Origin of the sequence: Gracilibacillus xinjiangensis, assembly GCF_042651765.1 — a bacterium.
Lineage (GTDB): Bacteria > Bacillota > Bacilli > Bacillales > Amphibacillaceae > Gracilibacillus > Gracilibacillus xinjiangensis.
Genome location: NZ_JBHSDT010000004.1, coordinates 133,098 through 150,989 on the forward strand (window position 1 = coordinate 133,098; position 17,892 = coordinate 150,989).

The following is a 17,892-nucleotide window of genomic DNA, read 5'->3' on the forward strand; positions in this document are numbered from 1 at the left end:
TTGATTCTCCTGTTCTTGTTATTAGTCATAGAATTTCCAATAGACTTAAAGCCTCTGGGTCTCCCGAACTGACTAGAGATCGTAACCCATGACGAATAACTCTATCAATACCGTCCTCTTTTCGATCCAAACGGCGAATCCAATCAAGCGTAGTATCCCTGTAGTCCTTCGTTAGGTCGTTCAGATGATTGGCTACAGACTTTCTTACATAAAAAGAAGGATCCTTCAATAATGGGGCTAATAAAGCTAGATTATTGGCAGGATTTCCTTTGATTGCTTTCATCCGCTTCGCCCAAGGAAGGCGTGGGCGTGTACCTTCACTAACCAGTCGGCGAATATGAGGATTAGGGTCGTTCAGCCAGTTGTTTAAATACGTTAAACATTCATCTGGATAGCACTTCAAATAAGGCCGTATAGCATATTCTGATGTATGTCGCTTAGTAATTTCATACAAAGCATGCATGGATATTTCGAAATGCTGTAAACCATACCTTTCTACAAAAAAAGCAATGGGCATTAAAAAATAGCCATTCGTAAACATTCCTTTTTCTGTTTCATTTTCTGGTCCAAGAATACTTAAGAGAATGTTTAATGCCTCTGGATAATCGGCAGGTAGATCGTTGCGTAACTCATCAGATATAACCGCAACTCTCCCTTTTAATTCTAATGGTTCCACTTGATTTCCAACAGATTGCACAAATGAATCTGTTGGAAAATTTGGAAAATGCGGTGTGATAATACTAGAGAGATGGTGAGCCAATTCATCCCCGAAATAATGCTTTAACGCTTTCTTCTCACTCATCTGTTTTCCCGCTATTTGACCATACCGTCTCGACGTATTGAATACTTTCCTCTTCTGATGGAGGGATGATCTTTATTACGTCAATTAGGATACCGTTTGGGTCACTTGTTATAAAGTGCCGCTGTCCAAACTCTTCATCGCGAATATCAAGCTGTAATGGGAGTTTTTCAGAAATAATAAGTCTATGGTACTCTTTATCAACATCTTCCACTTCAAAGTTCAAAATCATACCCTGCACGGATTTTTGGTAAGCAATTGGAACTGTTGGGTGTGAGGCATCCAGCAGTGCCAATTCAAAAGGAATATTACTCTTGAACTTTTTTAAACTAACATACCAGTCTGCTTTATATACGATATCAAAACCAAAGTACTCAATGTAAAATTTTGAACTTTCCTCCACTTGTTTTGTCAAAATAACAGGGTAAAAACTATTTAATTCCATTGGGTAAATTCCCCTTTCTTATTTATGAACCCACTTTAACATACATACTGTATGTTTGTAAATGTAATTATTACTTCTAAATATGAGAATTAATAATTAAAGTAATTGATATGTATTAGCGGATGATTACGGTGAATAGAAGCAATGAAAAGAAGAATAAAAATTAGAACGGACGGAGAAATAAGGAGATTTGGGTAATACGAAGGTGTTACTAATAGGAACCTCCAGGAAGGACCTTAGTTAATTATGTCACGGGAAAAAAGCCGTATCATAAATAGCCGAAAAGAAAGTTGTCCTTCCCTGGATTTAATAAAATTTTTAAATGAAGGGCTGCGTCAAATAGTTTTCGGGTGGACCATTGTCATTAATTTGTGGCAATATGATTCGTTTATATAGTTATGACATGAATAAGAGTAAAGTAGAAAAAACCCATTAATAGGACATTTGCATATGCTATACTTCTAAGCAGGAGGTGGCACATGGAGTTATTATCAGAAAACAAACGTTATGCTTTAGCAAGCTTAATTACGGCAATTGTTATAGGGTTCTTGGACTGGTATGCCGATTATCAAAATTTTTTAGATGCTCAAATATCGGGTCCGGGCTTTAAATCCTGGCTAATGATGCTTGTGTTGGAACTATTGTGTTATTTTGTCGGTGTCGTATTTATATTTTCTACCATCATGAATATGACAGAAAAACTACCAACTAACCATTTCCTGCGTTTTATTACCTTTCATATTATTGGTTCAATAGTGGTTTTTATCATATATAAATGGGTTCCCATTATCCTGTTTTTTGGAATAACGTCCATTTTAGGTTTACCTATTTACTTTTTTGCCTATTACTTTATCAAGAAGAAACAGGAAGAAAGTGTTTCAACTAGCCAAAATGATAAATAATAGACTCGATCACCGATCTTTCGATGATTGGGTTTTTTTTATCAAGATATTGATTTAGTAAATATCTGAATCAAACCATCTACTGATTGTAGGAGGAATCAACTGGCTTTTAGTTGGACTCTTCCAGTTTGATCTCGTTGCAACCCTCTTTGGCGGGGATGATGCTGTACTTTCACGAATCATTTATATTGTCGTAGGGATTTGTGCGATCTATGCGTTGAAGTTCATCCCGGAAATTAAATCCCAATAAGTAGCAGAGTATAGTGAAATAGCAGGGTTCTCTTGTTTCCTTTTAATTAGAAATAGGAAATAAGAGAACCCTTTTTGTGTTCCTGCCCCTTCCTAACATGGAGGAAACCACCAATTAGATTTTTTGAAAAAAAGTGTTGAAACCGTTTTAATCTGATGCTATAATGTGTTTAATCAAATATAACATTTAGGAATGTTACCAAGTACGGGCATAACCTGAATGGCTAGAGATACACTATGTGTGTTCTCCAGCCATTCAGGTTTTTTTATTCCCTAAAAACTTTCCCCTAAATGTAAAAATAATAAAAGAAAGAAGGCATCCATGATGAAATATGAACAACTGGCTAAAGACATTATTAAAAATGTCGGCGGAAGGGAAAACGTTAACAGTGTTGTACATTGTATTACTCGCTTGCGTTTTAAGTTGAAAGACGAAAGTAAAGCACAAACAGAAGTGTTGAAGAATATGGACGGTGTTGTAACCGTTATGAAGAGCGGTGGTCAGTATCAGGTCGTTATTGGCAACCATGTCTCAGACGTATATAAAGCGGTAGTAGCGGAAGGCGGTTTCGAAGCTGCTAAACCGGTTGATGAAGATGGTGGAGAAAAAACGGGTCTGTTTAACCGTTTTATCGATATGATCTCAGGAATATTCACACCAATTCTAGGTGTGTTGGCAGCTTCTGGTATGATTAAAGGTTTTAATGCATTATTTGTTGCAATCGGCTGGCTTGATGACACAGGTGGAACTTATCAGATTCTTAACGCAATTGGGGATGGACTATTTTACTTCTTGCCAATCTTATTAGGATATACTGCAATGAAAAAGTTTGGAGGAACCCCTTTCCTTGGTATGGTAATCGCAATGGCACTGGTTTATCCGGCGCTTGAAGGAATTCCGGCATCGGGAGACCCATTATATACATTGTTCGCAGGAACGATGTTTGAATCACCAGTATATATTGAGTTCTTTGGAATTCCAGTTATTTTAATGACATATTCTATGTCTGTTATACCAATTATTGTGTCTGCGTTTTTTGCAGCTAAATTAGAAAAGTTCTTTGTGAAAGTTATTCCATCAGTAGTCAGAATGTTTTTAGTTCCAATGTTTACATTGCTTATTATTATTCCTTTAACATTTATTATTATCGGTCCAATCGCAACATGGGCTAGTCAATTGTTAGGTACAGCAACTGTAGGAGTTTATGATTTAAGTCCAATTATTGCAGGAGCATTCCTTGGTGGTTTATGGTTAGTATTTGTTATGTTCGGTCTTCACTGGGGCCTTGTTCCAATCGCTATGAACAATTTTGCCAATCCGGGATATGATCCGATATTAGCGCTAATCTTTGCACACTCCTTTGCATTAGCAGGTGCAATCCTGGCAGTTTGGATTAAAACGAGAAATCAAAAAACAAAAACACTTAGTGCACCAGCATTTATCTCTGCTATATTTGGTGTTACAGAACCAGGTATGTACGGTATCGCTTTACCACTCAAAAAGCCGTTTATTTTCACAGTTATTTCATCAGCAATTGGTGGGGCGCTGTTAGGATTCTTTGGTACAACAGGATATGTAATGGGTGGTCTTGGCGTATTCCAGCTTCCTAGTTTTATTCCGGATGCCGGAATAGATATGACAGTAATTGGTGCAATTATTGCCGCAGGGGTTGGCATGGTTTTAGCTTTCGTACTAACATTCCTGTTCGGAGGCATTAATAAAAATGAAAGTACTGAAACTGTCGCACCAGCTGAACCAGAAAAACCAGAAGCTGTTGCCGTGAAAAATGGAGAAATATTATCTCCACTTACAGGTGAAGTAAAAGTATTAGCAGACATTAAAGATGAAACATTTGCGTCAGGTATGTTAGGACAAGGGGTAGCAATAGAACCGACGGAGGGCAAGGTAGTTGCTCCGGCAAATGGTACTGTCTCTGCATTGTTCCCGACAAAACATGCAATTGGTATTACGACTGACGATGGTGCTGAACTGTTAATTCACGTTGGTATGGACACTGTTAACTTAGAAGGTAAGTACTTTACAGCTCATGTGGCACAAGGTGACCGTATTGAAGCAGGTCAATTACTTGTGGAATTTGATGCAGATAAAATTAAGGAAGCAGGTTATATTTTAACAACTCCTGTTATCGTCACAAACTACAATGACTATGGTTCACTATTAACTACAGAGGCAGAAGATGTAAAAGTGAATGATGTAATAATTACATTAGACAGCGAGAAAAAATAGAAGTTTAATGACTGCAGAAAGGAAGTAAGAAAGATTTATCTTTCCTTTCTGTTAAGTTTTTTCCAATACAATTTAGAGAGGGATGATTTTATGTCAAGCAATAAAGTATCTTTTCCTGAAGATTTCCTATGGGGCGGAGCCATTGCTGCCAACCAGGCTGAGGGTGCTTATTTGGAGGGTGGAAAAGGATTAACGACTGTCGACCTGCTTCCTACGGGTAAAGAGCGATTTAATATTATGTTAGGAAATATTGACAGCTTTCAGCCGGAAGAAGGCGTGTATTACCCATCCCATCAGGCAATTGACTTTTACCATAACTATAAGGAAGATATTGCATTATTTGCGGAGATGGGATTTAAGAGCTTCCGCTTATCGATCGCATGGTCACGAATCTTCCCGACTGGTGAGGAAGAAACACCAAACGAAGCCGGACTTAAATTTTATGATGATGTCTTTGACGAATTGTTAAAATATAATATTGAGCCTGTCGTAACTACTTGCCACTTTGATGTTCCCGTCCATCTTGTGGAGAAGTATGGCAGCTGGAAAAATAGAAAAATGATCGATTTTTATGAAAAATATACGCGGACTATCTTTGAACGTTATAAAAATAAAGTGAAATACTGGATGACATTTAATGAAATCAATATGCTTCTGCACCTTCCATTCGTCGGAGCAGGAATAGTGTTCAATGAAGGGGAAGATAAAAACCAAGTGCTTTACCAGGCTGCACACCATCAGTTAGTCGGAAGTGCATTAGCCGTTAAAGCATGTCATGAAATCATCCCTGATGCCAAGATAGGCTGTATGCTGGCTGCAGGTATGACTTACCCGTATTCCAGTAATCCGGATGACGTATGGGATGCAATGGATAAAGACAGAGAGTCGTTTTTCTTTATCGATGTACAATCAAGAGGAGAGTACCCTGGATATGCGAAGAGATTTTTTGAAGACCATAATCTGGATATAAAAATGGAACCTGGTGATGAACAGATTCTAAAGGATAACACGGTGGATTATATAGGTTTCAGCTATTATGCCAGCCGATGTACAAGCACAGATCCGGAGGTACTGGAGAATCAAACAGAGGGAAATGTATTTGCTTCAGTTAGTAACCCATACTTAAAAACATCAGAATGGGGATGGACAATTGACCCGAAAGGTCTCCGAATCACTGCCAATCAGCTGCATGACCGTTACCAAAAGCCATTATTTATTGTGGAAAATGGGTTAGGGGCAGTCGATGTATTGGAAGAAGATGGTTCGATAAATGATGACTACAGAATTGATTACCTTGAGCAGCATTTTATTGAAATGGCTGAGGCAATCAAAGATGGTGTCGACATAATTGGATACACAAGCTGGGGCCCGATAGATATCGTCAGTGCAAGCACTGGTGAGATGAAAAAGCGTTATGGTTATATTTATGTAGACCGTGACAATGAAGGAAACGGGACATTAAAAAGAACAAGAAAGAAAAGTTTCAACTGGTACAAGCAAGTAATCCAAACAAACGGTGCAAACATTTTAAATAAATAACTAAACCAAGTGGGGACAATAAGAAATATATTATAAAAAAGCCGGACGATGAATCTTTCGATCTCGTTCGGCTTTTTGCTTTGAGGTGGTCCACAGTATATTCAATGGGAGTGGTCTCACAATAATAGAAAAATCATGACATGTAGAGTATTTGCGTGCGCGAATGCTTCCCCACATTGCCCGGTTTTTCTTTGTTAAAAACTCTGTTGTACCAGTCTTTTTTGTGGTAGAATAGGACATATGTCATTGACATTGCTTTTAATGAATGGTATAAAGGTGTTAGATTTAATCGCTTACAACCTAATATATACAGGATTGTTACTGTTCGGCAGGCAAAACCAAAATTTGTAGAAGAATATTAACTTTTCAATATTCTGTATACTTATTTGGTTTTTTTTATTTTAAAAACACTAATACTACTAAGTATATGGTAAGCTCGGAGAATGCCGCGTTTTTTTCTATAAAAATAAATCTTTTAACAAGGGCTGATTATATGGAAATAAAAAAGGTATTTAATAATAATGTTGTTTTGACGGAAAATGGCCAGCAGCAGGAAATGGTCGTAATGGGAAAGGGATTAGCATTTCAAAAGAAGGTTGGACAGCCGGTTGATATAGAAAAAATAGAGAAAAAATTTGTGTTAGCAGATCAGGGACTGTCAGATAAATTAGCTGATTTACTTGTAGATACACCGGAAGTGTATTTAGAGCTTTCTCACCGTATATTAGATTATGCAAAATCCCAGTTATCATATAAAATCGATGATTATCTTTACGTTGCGTTAACGGATCACCTCCACTTTGCTGTTAGTAGGCAAAAAGAGGGGATAGAGCTTAAAAATCCTCTTGTATGGGAAATTAGAAAATATTATAAAAATGAATTCCAGGTTGCCTTAAAAGCCCTTGATTTTATCGAAGAGGAGACAGGGGTAAGGTTTCCTGAAGATGAAGCGGGATTAATCGCCCTTCACCTGCTAAACAGTCAGCTGAATGGTGATAATATGGATGCTGCCATACAGGTAACTAAAATGGTCAATAATATTTTAAATATTGTTAAATATCATTTTGATATGAAACTTGATGATAATTCGATCAATTATGAAAGATTCCTAACACACCTGCGTTTCTTTGCAATGCGTTTTGTTCGCGAAGAAACAGATCATGTGAGTCAGACAGATGACTTTTTATTTGAACAGGTGAAAAAGAAATACGAGCAGGCTTACTTATGCACAGAGAAAATTTCCAAATATGTTGCAAAGACATATGATTGGGACATATCAAACGATGAAAAAGTATATTTAACATTGCATATTCATCGTGTAACGAACCGTCAGGAATGGACGAACAAATGAAATTAGAGGATGACTTTTTTGAGAAGCTAAACTGGGCTTTGTTTTCAGTATTCACTGGACAAGTCTGTTTAGTTTCTTTCTTATGTCAGTGACAAATAAAATCTGCCGCTTTAAAATAGAAACAAGACAAAAGGAGGAGCGGTAATGGACTATGCTCAGTTGGCGAAAGAAATTATAAAAAATATAGGTGGGGAAGACAATATTATCTCACTAGTCCATTGTACAACTCGCCTGAGATTCAAACTGAAAAATAATGATCTGGCAAATAAATCTTCTGTGATTAAATTACCTGGTGTTATAAAAGTGATGATGATTGCAGGTCAATTTCAAATAGTTGTTGGAATCGAAGTAAATGATGTTTACAAGGAAATATTGAAACAGACGCAATTGGAAGAGACAATGAACAGGAAACATACTGGTCAAAAGAGATCACTTTTTAATGAAGCCATTGATATCATTTCAGGTATTTTTACGCCATTATTAGGAACATTGGCTGGTGCCGGGATTCTGAAAGGACTCTTAATCCTTGCAGTATCGCTGGGAATGTTAACAGAGGCTGATGGGGCATATATTATATTGCATGCAGCAGCTGACAGTCTGTTTTATTTTTTGCCAATCCATCTCGCTTTTACTGCTGCCAAAAAATTTGGAGCAGATCCGCATGTGGCGGTGGTGATAGCGTGTGCTCTGTTTTATCCTGATATTTCTCTGGAATATAATGAGGAGCTTGAATTATCATTTTTCGGTATTCCTGTTGTGTTAATAAAATATGCGACATCCGTTATTCCGATTATATTAGCAATTTATGTGACAGCAAAGCTGGAAACAGTTTTTAACAACGTTTATCCAAAAACGATAAAGAAATTTTTCACACCATTAACTTTAATCGCCTTGATGGTACCATTGACGTTATTAGTTTTCGGTCCAATTGGAAACACTGTTAGTGAATGGCTTGCGAGTGGTTATTCCTTTGTCTATGATAACAGTGCAATAGTTGCTGGAGCTTTGATCGGGGCATCCTGGCAAATCTTGGTCATTTTCGGGTTGCACTGGGGGCTTGTCCCGATTGCATTGAATAATTTAAGTCAGTTTGAAATAGACACGTTTACTGCAATGATTACACCAGCTATTTTTGCCCAGGCAGGTGCTGTTTTAGGTGTTTGGCTGAAAACGAAACAAAGGAAAGTTAAATCCATTGCTGCACCAGCAACCATCGCAGGTTTATTTGGTGTAACTGAGCCGGCAATTTACGGGATTACGTTAAGATATAAGAAACCTTTTATCATTGGTTGTATTGCGGGAGCCATTGGCGGAGCAATCGTCGGAATCTCCGGGGCGGGTTCGAAATCAGTAGGTTTGCCTGGCCTTACCACATTACCTATTTTCTTCGGACAAGGATTTTGGCTGTTTTTATTTGGGGTTTTTCTTGCCTATTTCATCGCAATGATCGCTACATACTTCTTCGGCTATCATGAGCAAACAGAAGATGAAAAGATCTCGGAAAGTGAAGCTCTGTCTGAAAATGAAAACAAAGAGCACGATGACTCGATTATAATTAGTCCGTTAACAGGCCCTGTCATAAGCTTAGAAGATGTAGACGATGATGTGTTTTCTTCTGAGGCTATTGGCCCGGGTGTTGCCATTATACCAATTAAGGGAAGTTTGCATGCACCATTCTCTGGTTCGGTAACTTCGGTATTTCCCACAAACCATGGTATTGGTCTTACATCAGACGCAGGGATTAAAGTTCTGATTCATATTGGTATAGAAACAGTCCGATTAGACGGCAAGTATTTTGATATGAAGGTAAAGTATGGGGAAAAAGTGGTACAGGGCCAATTGCTAGGTTCATTTGATATCGAGGCGATTACAAGGGAAGGTTTTGACATTACTTCACCAGTTGTCATTACAAACTCTCATGAATTCCTTGAGGTCATTAGCGGTGAGGCTGAGAATACTGTGACTGGAGACCGCTTATTGACTGTAATAAAATGAATAGGAAGAAAGTGAGACTATTGTTCAGCGGTGCTTTGATAAACTTTCAGCGATTATGGATGACACTGCGGAAACCTTTACATTTTAACGCTAAAATGCTATATTTAATATGTAAATTGAATAACTTATGGATTGTTACTGATAAACAGGCAAAACCTAAGTTGCTTTAGAAATGGGGAAGGGGTCTTTCCAATTTTTCTTGAGCAATTTAGGTTTTTTTATTGGCAACAGCCAAATTACTCTCTTAAAAGAGAGGCAAAAATCTTAGTTTGAGGTGATGAATAATGGCAGTAAAATTTCCAGAAGGATTTCTATGGGGCGGCGCAACTGCAGCTAACCAGTTAGAAGGTGCATACAAGGAGGGGGGAAAAGGGCTCAATCTGGCTGATGTACTTCCAGGCGGGAAAGAAAACAGATTGAAACTTTTAGCATCTACCGGATTTGATTTTGAAATTGACAAATCAAAATATACTTACCCAAATCATGAAGGCATTGATTTCTATCACCGTTATAAAGAAGATATTGCTTTATTTGCAGAAATGGGCTTTAAAACCTTTCGTTTGAGTATTGCATGGTCTCGTATTTTCCCGAATGGTGATGAATTAGAGCCAAACGAGGAAGGACTGGCTTTTTACGATCGCGTTTTTGACGAACTGGCTAAATATAATATCGAACCGTTAGTAACAATCGCGCATTATGAAACACCGTTGCATCTTATTAAAGAATATGGTGGATGGAGAAACCGCAAATTAGTTGAATTCTTTGAGCGTTATGTATCAGTGCTTTTCAATCGTTACAAAGATAAAGTGAAATATTGGCTAACTTTTAATGAAATCAATGGTGCGACACATATGCCTTTACTAGGACTGGGTTTTTCACCGGAAAGTGAAGAAACACGTCTTCAGGACAGCTTCCAGGGACTCCACCATCAATTTGTAGCAAGTGCCAAAGCAGTGCAGCTTGGACATGAAATTATTCCTGGTTCCCAAATCGGCTGTATGCTGATTTATGCACCTGTTTATTCTTTTGACAGCAACCCGGAAAATGTGTTGTATGCACAACAGGAGGCACGTATTTTTAATAATTTCTGCGGGGATGTACAAGTACGCGGTGAATATCCAAGCTTTATTGACCGTTACTTCAGAGAGAATAATATCCATATCGAAATGGAAGATGGAGACCTTCAGTTAATTAAAGAAGGTACCGTTGATTTCATTTCATTCAGTTACTATATGTCCCGTACTGACAAGAAGAATAAGACTCCAGAAGAGATCGGCCAAGGTAATTTAATTGGCGGTGTAAAGAATCCATTCCTTGAAGCTAGTGACTGGGGTTGGGAAATTGACCCGGTTGGTCTTCGCATCGCTTTAAATGAGTTATATGGCCGTTATCAGGTACCTTTATTCGTAGTGGAAAATGGATTAGGTGCTTATGATACGGTAGAAGAAGATGGAAGTATCAATGATGATTATCGTATTGATTATTTAAGAGAACATATTAGAGCAATGGGTGAAGCAGTGGACGATGGCGTCGAATTAATGGGCTACACTTCATGGGGATGTATTGACTTAGTAAGTGCATCTTCTGGTGAAATGTCCAAGCGTTACGGCTTTATCTATGTAGATAAGCAGGATGATGGCAGTGGATCATTTGAACGCAGCAGAAAGAAATCCTTCTACTGGTATAAAAACGTCATTGCAACAAATGGTGAAGAACTTTAATTCTCACCAGGGATATTAGAGAGAATAGCTTTTCTATTCTCTCTTTTTTTTAAAAGTTCCCTGCTATTCCGCAAAAATATGAAGCGATGATTTAACTCTTAAGCATTATGAACAGTCTATAAAAGCATCAATGTCACGCATGTAGCTGGAAACAAATAAAATGCCGGCAGATATGAACATTCAGGAGGGGTGAAGAGGGAAAACAGGAACGGTTCCCTGGGTCCAAACGAGATAGAAGAGAACCGTTCTAGTATCCTGTAGTGAAATTTCCGGACTCTATGCATAAATTGTATTTGTTTGTTTATAAATAAAAATCCATTAATACGTTGGCCATCCCTGACTGTCCCAATATAGGTCATTTATCAACAGGCTTGGCAGGCCATTTCGGTCAGCGTCATAGGCATGCCGAATAAAGATATTATTATTTAGCACGTCTTGATGGCCTGGAGCGACCCACTTATCATTACCTGTATCAAAAATAGTTCCGCCACCGTAAAGCATATTGTTTCCGGACTTATCCAGATAAGGCCCTGTTATGTCTGTTGAGCGGCCAACAACTATTTTATACGTACTATCTACACCATTACAACATTTATCAAATGAAACGAATAAATAATAGTATCCATCTTTATACGTAATACTTGGTGCTTCAATTGCCCCTTCAGGATGGTTAGGTCTAGCAGCTATGGAGTAGGTTTGGCCAACAGGCTTCATGGTTCGGGCATCTAATTTCGTCAATTTTATACCGCTCCAAAATGAGCCATACGATAACCATGGCTGTCCATGTTCATCAATAACCAGATCTCCATCAATTGCATTAAAATTATCGTTAGTTGTCGACCGAACGACAAGTCCATCATCTCTCCAATTTCCGGATGCAATGCTTTCTGTCGACAATAGTCCTATTAGAGACTGATTTGATCCAAAAGAAGAGACAGAGTAATATAGCCAATAGCGACCATTAAAATATTGGATGTCAGGAGCCCATTGAGCACTTGTATGGTCAGGTACATATTGTTTCCACCAGCTTAAAGGTTGAGGGAAAATAACTGGTGCTTCATTCCAATTTCGGCCATCTTGTGAGTAAATAACACGTATGCCGTTCTTATCCGTTTCACCTGTACCGAATGTCCACCATGTGTTTCCTTCTTTAATCATGGAAGGGTCATGAATCATTGGGTGTTCATCCATCTCCCAGAATGCTGCTGACACAGAAGCACTGCCTGCACCAAAGAAAACCAGAACAAAAAAGATTACCTGCCAATACATTTTTAACTTCATTCTCATCATCTCCTTTTTATTAGAACACACTAACAGTGAATGAAAGCGCATTCCTTAAATGTGATTTTAACATATGATGCCAAATATGTTAATCACAAAATATAAAAAAGTTATTTAATTAATTGTTAAGTTAATTAAATTTAAATTTCAGATATGTTCTTATTAAGTTATTAGGTTATCGATTAATTATGTTATGGTTAATAATGAAATGTCTGCTAAAATTATCGAGGATCAATAATCCATTGTAGGCAGAGGGGGTTAAGATAGATCTATTTGTTGGTAAAAGCCCTAGGGGCAGCCTTTAACCTATGAAACTCATTTTTGTTATATGTAATCTGTCACGCGTGATAAAATATACGCGTGACATTAAAAGTTTTCCATCAATTGAAGAATGGCAGGTCCCAAAAGAATGATAAATAATGTTGGGAAAATAAATAGTACCAATGGGAACATCATTTTTATCGGTGCTTTCATCGCCTTTTCTTCTGCTTTTTGTTTTCTGCTTAATCGCAAGTCTTCTGTTTGAACCCGTAATACGGATACCATTCCTACCCCAAGTTTCTCGGCTTGAATAATACTGGATACAAACGTCCTTAACTCTTCAGAGATTACTCTATCGGAAAGACCAATTAATGCCTCTTTTCTTGTTTTACCTAATCGCATTTCTTCTAATACCGTTTTAAACTCTTCTGCAAGAATTCCATCTTTTTTGGCAACAACCTGATTTAAGGCGGCATCAAATCCAAGACCTGCTTCTAAGCTGATTGTTAACAAATCCAGCAAATCTGGCAATTCCTTGATGGCTTGCTTACTGCGCTTTTCTGCTCTTGCCTTTAGAAAACGTTTAGGGGAAATAATAGCGATCCCTAAACAAATAATGATAATTAACAAGGAAACATTAAATGAGAAGCCTATTAATACTGAATAACTTAAACCGATTACTGGAAGGATAATACCTATTAAAAATTGAACTGCTTTAAATTTAACAGGGTTTAAGTGGAATGGCTGTCCTGCCTGTAACAGCAATGTTTCCAACTTGTAAGCTTCTTCTTTTCCTATCCTCTTCGTAAACCTTTTCTGGAAGTTTCCCCAGACAGGTGTGATCACTCGTGTTAAAAAGGAGGCCTCTTCCTGTTCCAACTCAACAGATCCAGCTGTAGCTTGCGCGACAAAATAAGTTTCTACTCTGTTTCTAATATGGCTTCTTTTTGCTGTTAATAGGATAAGAAGCGTGTAGGTTAACAAACTAATAAATAAAAAGAAACTACTAACTACTGCTACCATTGTTACACCTCGATCGTTGTTATTTTTCGTACTAATAGAAATCCAATTATTCCTCCAACCAAAGCTGCTCCCAACAAGATTTGCCCAATTGGATGGTTAAATAATGTCATGATATACTCTGGATTAATAACATAGATTATTAGACCTAATACAACAGGAAGAGCACTGATCACAATTCCTGATAATTTCCCCTGTGCAGTTAAAGACTTGACTTGGTTTTGGAGTTTTTTTCGCTCTCTGGTCGTTTCTACTATTTTTCCTAATAAATATGCAAGATTTCCCCCAACCTGTCTCTGGATTAAAATAGCTTCTATCAGCAGACCCAGGTCATTACTAGGTATACGATTTTTCCATTCCAGCATCGCATCCTCCAAGCTTGTACCATACTGCATCGATTTCAGCAATGTTTCCACTTCTTCTTTAATAGGTGAATTTGCTTCTTCTGCAACTAGCTGTAATGCTTGCACAAAGCTGAATCCTGCTCTTAGTGAACTAATAATCGATGTAAGCATGTTAGGGAGTTCTTCATTAAACTGCTTTATTCTCTTTTGCTCTTTTTGTTTTAACCAAATATTTGGAATGACATAGCCAATAATCATGCCGACCATTGCTAAAATGACTTGATTGGATAGTAAATAGAACGTTCCTGCAGCAATTAATGCACTCATCCACTGGAAAGCAATTAATTCTTCTGGCTTTATTGGTAAACCAGCAATACTTATTCGAGTAGCAAGTTTGCTATTCTTTTTTTTCGGGATTTTTTTCGTCATTAAAAGGGATTTTAATTTGCTATTCCCACTCTTTAACAGCTGCAGTAAAGACGGATTAGTTTCCTTATCTCCGTTTGATAATTTCCTCAAAGGAAATACGACAATCAACGTGATAAAAACGGTAACAAATAAGGAAAAAAAGATGATTAATTTCATAGGTTATTGCCCCTTTACCGTAAAGATAGACGCTGGCAGATGAATCCCTTCGCTTTCCATTTTTTCATAAAACTTCGGACGAATGCCTGTTGGCAGCAGATTTCCTATTATTTTTCCATTCTCGTCAACACCGAATTGTTTAAAGGCGAAGATGTCCTGCAAGACAATAACATCACCTTCCATTCCTTGCACTTCTGTGATATTCGTTATTCTTCTTGATCCGTCCTTTAAACGGGATTGCTGTACAATCACATCTAATGCTCCGGCTATTTGCTCGCGAATAGCTCTAACCGGAAGCTCCATTCCAGCCATTAATACCATCGTTTCCAGTCTTGCAATCATATCACGCGGGCTATTGGCATGTCCTGTCGCTAATGAACCATCATGTCCTGTGTTCATTGCTTGAAGCATGTCTAATGCTTCTCCGCCACGTACCTCTCCAATGACAATTCGTTCGGGACGCATACGAAGGGAGTTACGAACAAGATCACGAATGGAGATAGCACCATTTCCTTCAATATTAGGCGGACGTGTCTCTAATGAAACCACATGCTCCTGACCTAATTGCAGCTCAGCCGCATCTTCAATGGTTACGATACGATCTTCATTAGAAATGAAGGATGACAGTACATTTAATGTCGTTGTTTTCCCGGAACCAGTACCCCCGCTTACAAACATATTTAACTTCGATTCCACACAGGCTTTCAGAAATTCAGCCATTTCTTCCGTCATTGTTCCAAAGCGAATTAAATCTTGTACGGTGAAAGGATCCTTAGAGAATTTACGAATCGTAATGGTTGGACCATTTAGTGCCAAAGGTGGAATGATTGCATTCACCCTTGAGCCATCCTGCAACCGTGCATCAACCATTGGACTGCTTTCATCAATTCTTCTGCCAAGCGGTGCAACAATCTTCTCTAATACTGTCATCACATGGTCATTATCCCGAAAAGTAATGTCGGTTAATTGCAGTCTTCCATTACGCTCTGCATATACTTGGAAAGGCCCGTTAACCATAACCTCTGATACACTCTCATCATTTAATAATGGATTAATCGGTCCATAACCAGTTAAATCATTCGTAATTTCTTCTTTAATTGATTTCCAGTCTTTCAATGTTTTGAATTCTTCATTTTCTTCTAAAATATCTTTAATGATAGTATCTAAGTCTGCGATGATTTCTTCTACATCTTCCTCTTTGCGTTCTCGAAGGATATATTTATAGATAAGATTCTTTAATTCACGATATTCTGTTGCCTGACTTTGATCAGTGCTTTTCTTTTTAACGGTTGATGCTGGTTTGGATATTGGTTTCGATACGGTTTCAACAGCCTTTACCTTTTGCAGTAAAGGGCCATCTGCTGTGACCGGTTCATCGATAGGCTGATTCTTTGATTGCAATCTTTCCAACAAACTCATCCATTATCACCTTCCAATCTGCGCGGGATTATTTTAGATACATAGTGATGAAAGACGGAATCCTTCTTTCGTTTCTTTCCATTTGGTACATCCATTATCTCGTTCAGTTTTTTTGTTACTTCAAGTTTCGGAAACTGAGTGACAAGAGGTATTCCCATATCCATCGATTCATTTACATGCTTCTCATCATATGGAAGGTAAAATACTGATTCTGTTTCTGTTAAAACAGGAATCTGGTCTAATGTAACAGCAGTGGTGATACTTGATTTATTTACAATTAAGGTTAATTTATCCTTCTGTCCCAATGCTTGCAATGTTTCTATCATTAATTTTGTATTCTTCAAAACATGCATGTTTGGGGTAGTAACAACGACAATTTTATCTGCATTCTCCATTAATTCGAGATTAATTTCATTTAAGCCTGCAGCAGTATCGATAATTAAATGAACTGAGTTACTCCGTAGGGAAGCTACCGTCTCATTAAAAAAGGCAGGTGTGATGATTTCCGCATATTCAGGCCTGGTAGGTGCTGCTAATACATTTAGACCTGATTCGTGCTTTACAAAATAGAAGGCAGCATTTTCCGCGTGATCGTTCTCTGCCAATTCTTTTAATGTTTTTGCCGGATGGAGGTTTAATGTCATGGCGACATCACCAAATTGTAAATCACTATCGATTAAAGAAACATCTTCACCCTTATTCGCCAATGCCACAGCAAGGTTTACAGCGATCATAGTTTTCCCGGTTCCACCAACTGGGCTGCAAACGACCGTCATTTTTGGTTTGTTTTCCACCAGTACACCTTCTTTCAATTATTCTTCTATAAACAGTAGGATACGGCCGCTAATCCATCCTTTTGACTGGTCCGTTGTTTCGACTTCATACCAGGTTATACCTTCCGTTACCTGTTTATCTGTCACTTTCAATACCGTTCCCTGGTCAACAATCGATAGAACGGATGCTTTCATATTTGGTGCTGTTCTTATATGTGATTTAATCGCAGTACTAGCTGCTTTATCTATTTCTTCATGCTTTTCGTTAGTAGGATTCACTTCACTCATTTCTTCTATTGGTTCTGACTTACTATACAATGCCAGCTGTAAAACACCCTTTTGACGTGCATCAATGATTTTTACAGTATCTTCTTGCGTTAACTCTAACGTAACTGCCTGGTAGTATTCTTCTGTTCCATCTTCCTTTTTCTCCACCATACGCTCTCCAACAGCTAATACATGCATACGCTCTAGAATAATCTCTGTCGTAACTGGTTCTAAGGTGCTTAGGACTACGTCTACATGGTCACCAGGTTGGATCAGGTTGGAAATACCTGTGACATAGTCAACATTTATGGATACAGCCCGATAACCTTCTTGTATCTTTTTTGATACAACTTCTTTTTCTTCTTCTAATAATTGAATGCGGTGATTCATAATCACTTCACCTTGCTTGATATCAGAAGTGGCATAGTGATCAACAACTTCCTCTATATTCAAAGCAGCATTGTTGTGCACCTGATCTTCCGGTATCTCTTGTAAGGTGAGCATGTCACTCGTTATTTTTTGGCCAATAGAAATATCCTCTGCTGAGACAACAACCTGTACTTTATTTATTTCTTCTGTTTCCGGTACGGCAGCTGTGCTTGATTGATTGATTAATAGATAAAATAAAATCGTAGTAATTAAGCCTGAAAGAATGGCTAATAATAGTAGTTTTTTTGGTTTCATCTTTTCCCA

General features: G+C 37.9%; 15 protein-coding genes. 7 read left to right on the forward strand and 8 right to left on the reverse strand.

Annotation, left to right across the window (positions count from 1 at the left end; translation table 11 throughout):
- Window positions 1–25: 25 nt before the first annotated feature.
- Entirely contained in the window at window positions 26–802 is a 777-nt protein-coding gene (locus tag ACFOY7_RS04960; RefSeq protein WP_390249989.1) for a DNA alkylation repair protein, read from the reverse strand.
- A complete protein-coding gene (locus tag ACFOY7_RS04965; RefSeq protein WP_390249990.1) occupies window positions 795–1,244 on the reverse strand; it encodes a VOC family protein in 450 nt (149 codons plus the stop codon). Before ACFOY7_RS04965 ends, ACFOY7_RS04960 begins: the two co-directional genes overlap by 8 nt.
- A 479-nt stretch (window positions 1,245–1,723) precedes the next feature.
- On the opposite strand from ACFOY7_RS04965, the gene ACFOY7_RS04970 reads away from it, so the two are divergent.
- The 7 genes from ACFOY7_RS04970 to ACFOY7_RS05000 all read left to right on the forward strand — a co-directional run bounded on the left by ACFOY7_RS04970 (window position 1,724) and on the right by ACFOY7_RS05000 (window position 11,249).
- The gene (locus ACFOY7_RS04970) at window positions 1,724–2,146 is read left to right on the forward strand and encodes a voltage-gated chloride channel family protein (RefSeq protein WP_390249992.1); all 423 of its coding nucleotides are present in this window, start codon (window positions 1,724–1,726) and stop codon (window positions 2,144–2,146) included.
- A gap of 61 nt (window positions 2,147–2,207) precedes the next feature.
- Entirely contained in the window at window positions 2,208–2,396 is a 189-nt protein-coding gene (locus ACFOY7_RS04975; RefSeq protein WP_390252046.1) for a DUF378 domain-containing protein, read from the forward strand.
- Window positions 2,397–2,720: 324 nt separating this feature from the next.
- Window positions 2,721–4,643, forward strand: a complete 1,923-nt coding sequence (locus ACFOY7_RS04980) for a beta-glucoside-specific PTS transporter subunit IIABC (protein ID WP_390249994.1) — start codon at window positions 2,721–2,723, stop codon at window positions 4,641–4,643.
- A 90-nt stretch (window positions 4,644–4,733) separates the two neighbouring features.
- Window positions 4,734–6,182, forward strand: a complete 1,449-nt coding sequence (locus ACFOY7_RS04985) for a 6-phospho-beta-glucosidase (RefSeq protein ID WP_390249996.1) — start codon at window positions 4,734–4,736, stop codon at window positions 6,180–6,182.
- A gap of 493 nt (window positions 6,183–6,675) precedes the next feature.
- Window positions 6,676–7,533 (forward strand): BglG family transcription antiterminator LicT, encoded by an 858-nt coding sequence (gene licT, locus ACFOY7_RS04990; RefSeq protein WP_390249998.1) that lies wholly within the window; start codon window positions 6,676–6,678, stop codon window positions 7,531–7,533.
- Window positions 7,534–7,677: 144 nt separating this feature from the next.
- Window positions 7,678–9,528: a beta-glucoside-specific PTS transporter subunit IIABC gene (locus tag ACFOY7_RS04995; protein ID WP_390250000.1), complete on the forward strand. Its 1,851-nt coding sequence runs from the start codon at window positions 7,678–7,680 to the stop codon at window positions 9,526–9,528.
- 284 nt (window positions 9,529–9,812) lie between these two features.
- On the forward strand, window positions 9,813–11,249 hold the full coding sequence (locus ACFOY7_RS05000) for a glycoside hydrolase family 1 protein (RefSeq protein WP_390250001.1): 1,437 nt from the start codon (window positions 9,813–9,815) through the stop codon (window positions 11,247–11,249).
- A 318-nt stretch (window positions 11,250–11,567) separates the two neighbouring features.
- Here the strand turns inward: ACFOY7_RS05000 and ACFOY7_RS05005 are convergent, their stop codons facing one another.
- The 6 genes from ACFOY7_RS05005 to cpaB all read right to left on the reverse strand — a co-directional run bounded on the left by ACFOY7_RS05005 (window position 11,568) and on the right by cpaB (window position 17,883).
- Window positions 11,568–12,518 carry a glycoside hydrolase family 43 protein gene (locus ACFOY7_RS05005; RefSeq protein ID WP_390252047.1) on the reverse strand — a complete coding sequence of 317 codons (951 nt, stop codon included), beginning with the start codon at window positions 12,516–12,518 and terminating at the stop codon, window positions 11,568–11,570.
- A 378-nt stretch (window positions 12,519–12,896) separates the two neighbouring features.
- Window positions 12,897–13,814 carry a type II secretion system F family protein gene (locus ACFOY7_RS05010; RefSeq protein WP_390250003.1) on the reverse strand — a complete coding sequence of 306 codons (918 nt, stop codon included), beginning with the start codon at window positions 13,812–13,814 and terminating at the stop codon, window positions 12,897–12,899.
- A gap of 2 nt (window positions 13,815–13,816) precedes the next feature.
- Entirely contained in the window at window positions 13,817–14,740 is a 924-nt protein-coding gene (locus tag ACFOY7_RS05015; RefSeq protein WP_390250005.1) for a type II secretion system F family protein, read from the reverse strand.
- A 3-nt stretch (window positions 14,741–14,743) separates the two neighbouring features.
- On the reverse strand, window positions 14,744–16,159 hold the full coding sequence (locus tag ACFOY7_RS05020) for a CpaF family protein (protein WP_390250007.1): 1,416 nt from the start codon (window positions 16,157–16,159) through the stop codon (window positions 14,744–14,746).
- Window positions 16,156–16,953: an AAA family ATPase gene (locus tag ACFOY7_RS05025; protein ID WP_390250009.1), complete on the reverse strand. Its 798-nt coding sequence runs from the start codon at window positions 16,951–16,953 to the stop codon at window positions 16,156–16,158. Before ACFOY7_RS05025 ends, ACFOY7_RS05020 begins: the two co-directional genes overlap by 4 nt.
- A gap of 18 nt (window positions 16,954–16,971) precedes the next feature.
- Window positions 16,972–17,883 carry a Flp pilus assembly protein CpaB gene (gene cpaB, locus ACFOY7_RS05030; RefSeq protein ID WP_390250011.1) on the reverse strand — a complete coding sequence of 304 codons (912 nt, stop codon included), beginning with the start codon at window positions 17,881–17,883 and terminating at the stop codon, window positions 16,972–16,974.
- Window positions 17,884–17,892 lie beyond the last annotated feature (9 nt).

Bases quoted from the DNA above. Each gene is read 5' to 3' on its own strand.
- ACFOY7_RS04960 (WP_390249989.1), bottom strand. From the start codon at position 802: ATGAGTGAGAAGAAAGCGTTAAAGCATTATTTCGGGGATGAATTGGCT.
- ACFOY7_RS04965 (WP_390249990.1), bottom strand. From the start codon at position 1,244: ATGGAATTAAATAGTTTTTACCCTGTTATTTTGACAAAACAAGTGGAG.
- ACFOY7_RS04970 (WP_390249992.1), top strand. From the start codon at position 1,724: ATGGAGTTATTATCAGAAAACAAACGTTATGCTTTAGCAAGCTTAATT.
- ACFOY7_RS04980 (WP_390249994.1), top strand. From the start codon at position 2,721: ATGAAATATGAACAACTGGCTAAAGACATTATTAAAAATGTCGGCGGA.
- ACFOY7_RS04985 (WP_390249996.1), top strand. From the start codon at position 4,734: ATGTCAAGCAATAAAGTATCTTTTCCTGAAGATTTCCTATGGGGCGGA.
- licT (WP_390249998.1), top strand. From the start codon at position 6,676: ATGGAAATAAAAAAGGTATTTAATAATAATGTTGTTTTGACGGAAAAT.
- ACFOY7_RS04995 (WP_390250000.1), top strand. From the start codon at position 7,678: ATGGACTATGCTCAGTTGGCGAAAGAAATTATAAAAAATATAGGTGGG.
- ACFOY7_RS05000 (WP_390250001.1), top strand. From the start codon at position 9,813: ATGGCAGTAAAATTTCCAGAAGGATTTCTATGGGGCGGCGCAACTGCA.
- ACFOY7_RS05005 (WP_390252047.1), bottom strand. From the start codon at position 12,518: ATGTATTGGCAGGTAATCTTTTTTGTTCTGGTTTTCTTTGGTGCAGGC.
- ACFOY7_RS05010 (WP_390250003.1), bottom strand. From the start codon at position 13,814: ATGGTAGCAGTAGTTAGTAGTTTCTTTTTATTTATTAGTTTGTTAACC.
- ACFOY7_RS05015 (WP_390250005.1), bottom strand. From the start codon at position 14,740: ATGAAATTAATCATCTTTTTTTCCTTATTTGTTACCGTTTTTATCACG.
- ACFOY7_RS05020 (WP_390250007.1), bottom strand. From the start codon at position 16,159: ATGAGTTTGTTGGAAAGATTGCAATCAAAGAATCAGCCTATCGATGAA.
- cpaB (WP_390250011.1), bottom strand. From the start codon at position 17,883: ATGAAACCAAAAAAACTACTATTATTAGCCATTCTTTCAGGCTTAATT.